Below are 3,283 nucleotides of genomic sequence, written 5' to 3'. Positions count from 1 at the left end.
GCTGTTCACGCTCACCAATATGGACGGCACACCGGCAGTCACCTCATCAATTGGTCTGGCTGTCGCCATCATGTTCATCTTCAAATTTGTCGGCGCCAATATGTTCCGTCTCTATCTGAACATCACCGAAGGCAAAGAAGATAAATCCGCACAACAACCAGAACTAAATAAGGAAACGGCATAATGGCAACTGCAAAAAAACCAATGGTGACTGATATCTTCGTCGAGGGTGCCAAAAAAGGCTGGACCATTGCCACTACCTCGACAGTTCCAAACGTACTGATGGCATTTGTAATTATCAAAGCGCTGCAAATTACCGGAGCACTGGATGTAATGGGCAGCCTGTTCTCGCCTGTTATGGCAGTTTTCGGTCTGCCCGGCGAAGCGGCAGCCGTACTAATCGGTGCCTGGATGTCGATGGGAGGTGCCGTTGGCGTGGTTATTACCCTATTTGATCAGGGCATCCTAAACGGCCAGCATATCGCAATTCTGGCACCGGCCATCTACCTGATGGGTTCTCAGGTGCAGTACATGGGCCGGATCATGGGCCCTATCGGCACCGAAGGGCGCTACATTCCGGTTATGATTGCCCTGTCTGTCCTCAATGCATTCGCCGCCATGTTTGTGATGAACATTCTCGTTTAATTCTCAGAGAGGGGGGCTTTCGGCTCCCTCTTTCCTGCTGCCTTTTCGTCCCTGCTGCGACAGGGAGCATTTTTCAGGAGTGACTATGAACACCTCGCAACAAACTTTTTCTCTGCAGGAGTATCTGGAGGAATTACGCCCGCTTATCAATGTCGACTGCGGTACGCTAACCACCGAAGGCATTGAGGTTATTGCCCAGCAAATGGCAGATAAGTATCTGGATATGGGCTGGTATGTTAAGCGTGTTGACTGCGGTATTGCAGGCACTGGCCTGGAAGTTCGCAACAACCCCGATAGCAAAGACATTGATGTCTTGCTGATAGGCCACATGGACACTGTCTTCCCAGTCGGCACCGTGGCAGCTCGCCCAATGACAGTCGATGAGAAGCACGCCTATGGACCGGGCGTGTCTGACATGAAATCCGGCTTACTGAATGTTGTCTATGCCCTGCGTGACATGGACAAAAGTACACTCGATAAGCTGTCTATTTGTATCTGCATGAACCCAGATGAAGAAATCGGCTCGTTGCATTCTGAAACGTGGCTGAAAAGTGTGGCGGTGAATGCCAAACATGTCCTAGTCGCCGAAGCTGCCCGTGCCGACGGCTCGCTCGTCAAGGCACGCAAAGGGATGGCGCGTTACCGTCTGACTTTCTCAGGCAAAGCTGCCCATGCCGGTAACGATCCGCAAAGCGGTCGAAGTGCCATTACCGAGATGGCCAACTGGATCCTTGGCATCAATGCGCTCACCAACTTTGAGTCAGGCACAACCCTCAATGTCGGCGTTGTCAAAGGCGGAGCGGGTGCCAACATCGTCCCGGATCACGCCGAAGCCGTAGTCGATGTTCGCTTCTGGGACAACGACGAGTATGCCGATGCTGATGCCAAAATCCGTGCAATGGCAGAAACCCCTTTTGTTGACGGCGTCGCGATAACCATTGATCGTGAAGCCCATAAGCCTTCGATGGTACCGACGAAGAAAACCGAAGCGCTGATGGCACTGGTTGAAGAATCAGGCAAAGAGCTGGGTATTGATATCAAGTGGCAGGAAGTAGGCGGCGGCTCAGATGCCAACCTGACGGCTGTACTGGGTATTCCTACCCTAGATGGTTTGGGTCCGGCCGGGGCAGGCTTCCACAGTGCCGATGAATACCTTGAGCTTGATACGATTGAACCTCGCATTCAGCTACTGAAAAGAGTGCTGACCAAGCTCGCAAACTAATACCAAACGCGATGAAAACGATACAGGGCGCCCTTCGCGCCCTGTGTATTAGTACTGATTGTCCTGCCGCTCATAGTCTCGCTGAGAGCACCGGTGCCGATTGCCGGTATACCTTTTCATAAATTTTGCTCTGACCGCACACAGGTGCCTTTGGGACTCATGAAGCACTTCTTTTCTTAGCTTTCTTTCCAGTTTGCACGCTTTCATTGTCAACCTCGGTACAGACTTCTATACCCAAACTACCTCAAGATGCAGGATTCAGAGTTACATCAGTACTCAACATCTAAGGATAAATCTGCTCATATCGATTTTAGCAACAACGTCCTTTATCCTTGTCTACTAGTCCTTCAATGTCCTCACAATTAGTGAAGCCAGTTTTTCTAGATATGCGCGATCAGCTCGGCGCTTGGTGATAATCATGCGCCAGTAAACCATACTACCGAGCATATCCAGTGCCATATCGATATCGACATTCTCCCTAATTTCCTTTCGGTTGATTGCATTAAGTAAGACCTGTTCTGCGCTTGCTCTACGCTGAACCTGTACTGTCGAACGTATACCAGCTGCCAATTCCGGCGTACGTCCCATTTCAGCATGTAAGTCGGGAAGGATGCGAGCAATTAAAGTATGGCGAAGGAGCCTCCTCAACTGGAGCAGTATCTGATAGATGTCACAATGCAGGTCTCCAGAATTCGGTACCACAATTAAATCAACACCCACTTTGTTGACCAAATCCGTCACCATGGCCAGTTTTGACGGCCAGCGACGGTATATTGCGGCTTTACCCACTCCGGCCCGCTTGGCAACAGATTCAATAGAAATAGCTGCATAGCCGGTAGCCGCCCACTCCTGAAACAAGGCTTGCTCAATGGCTTTAGTCACTGATTCTTTTTTTACTGCAGCGCCGCTCGGCTTACGACGCTGAGAACTTTTTTCGTTGATACGATTGCGTTCCATCGATATGCAAGGGGAGATACCATGACGGATAATCCAGCAGGTTTTGCTAGTTTTTCAGAAATGCTCAAACGCGCTCTTGGTGCCAAAGTTGACCAGTCAGCGCAAAGTTTTATCGAAATGGTCACACAGGACTGCGTAATGGAATTCCCATATGCACCTGAAGGTGGCGTGAAAAAGGTTGAGGGCAGCGCAGCGCTAGCCAGCTACCTGACAAGAGTGAGCAAACTGGTGAACATTGATCAGATAAGTGAGCCGACAGTGCATCAGACGTTGAACCAGGATGTGGTGATTCTGGAATTTGACTGTAACGGTCAAGGATTAGCAACAGGACGCCCCTATAACCAGCGTTACATCTCGGTTATCACGCTTAACCAGGGACAAATACAGCACTATCTGGACTATTGGAATCCGCTTATAGCCATGGATGCTATCGGAGACCTGAGTGCACTGGCAATGAAA

Annotated in this window: 4 protein-coding genes and 1 pseudogene; 4 read left to right on the top strand and 1 reads right to left on the bottom strand. The window is 50.2% G+C overall.

The genetic code is table 11. From position 1 onward, the window contains the following. The 3 genes and pseudogenes from MHN01_RS21475 to MHN01_RS21465 form a co-directional block, all read left to right on the top strand. Nucleotides 1-184: pseudogene (locus MHN01_RS21475) on the top strand (YjiH family protein); the annotation flags it as partial. Continuing rightward, complete coding sequence (locus tag MHN01_RS21470; protein WP_075764853.1) at nt 184-645, top strand: YjiG family protein; 462 nt, start codon at nt 184-186, stop codon at nt 643-645. The pseudogene MHN01_RS21475 and the gene MHN01_RS21470, both read left to right, overlap by 1 nt. Before the next feature lie 85 nt (nt 646-730). Beyond that, nucleotides 731-1,867 (top strand): M20 family metallopeptidase, encoded by a 1,137-nt coding sequence (locus MHN01_RS21465; RefSeq protein ID WP_239413345.1) that lies wholly within the window; start codon nt 731-733, stop codon nt 1,865-1,867. A gap of 339 nt (nt 1,868-2,206) precedes the next feature. Here the strand turns inward: MHN01_RS21465 and MHN01_RS21460 are convergent, their stop codons facing one another. After that, nucleotides 2,207-2,824 (bottom strand): TetR/AcrR family transcriptional regulator, encoded by a 618-nt coding sequence (locus MHN01_RS21460; RefSeq protein ID WP_239413344.1) that lies wholly within the window; start codon nt 2,822-2,824, stop codon nt 2,207-2,209. 21 nt (nt 2,825-2,845) lie between these two features. Between MHN01_RS21460 and MHN01_RS21455 the strand changes: the two genes are divergently transcribed. Continuing rightward, nucleotides 2,846-3,283: nuclear transport factor 2 family protein (locus MHN01_RS21455; RefSeq protein ID WP_239413343.1), on the top strand; the 438-nt coding region annotated here is incomplete at its 3' end.

Source organism: Photobacterium sp. OFAV2-7, from assembly GCF_022347985.1.
Lineage (GTDB): Bacteria > Pseudomonadota > Gammaproteobacteria > Enterobacterales > Vibrionaceae > Photobacterium.
This window is presented reverse-complemented; position numbering and strand designations above follow the sequence as displayed.

Bases quoted from the DNA above. Each gene is read 5' to 3' on its own strand.
- MHN01_RS21470 (WP_075764853.1), top strand. From the start codon at position 184: ATGGCAACTGCAAAAAAACCAATGGTGACTGATATCTTCGTCGAGGGT.
- MHN01_RS21465 (WP_239413345.1), top strand. From the start codon at position 731: ATGAACACCTCGCAACAAACTTTTTCTCTGCAGGAGTATCTGGAGGAA.
- MHN01_RS21460 (WP_239413344.1), bottom strand. From the start codon at position 2,824: ATGGAACGCAATCGTATCAACGAAAAAAGTTCTCAGCGTCGTAAGCCG.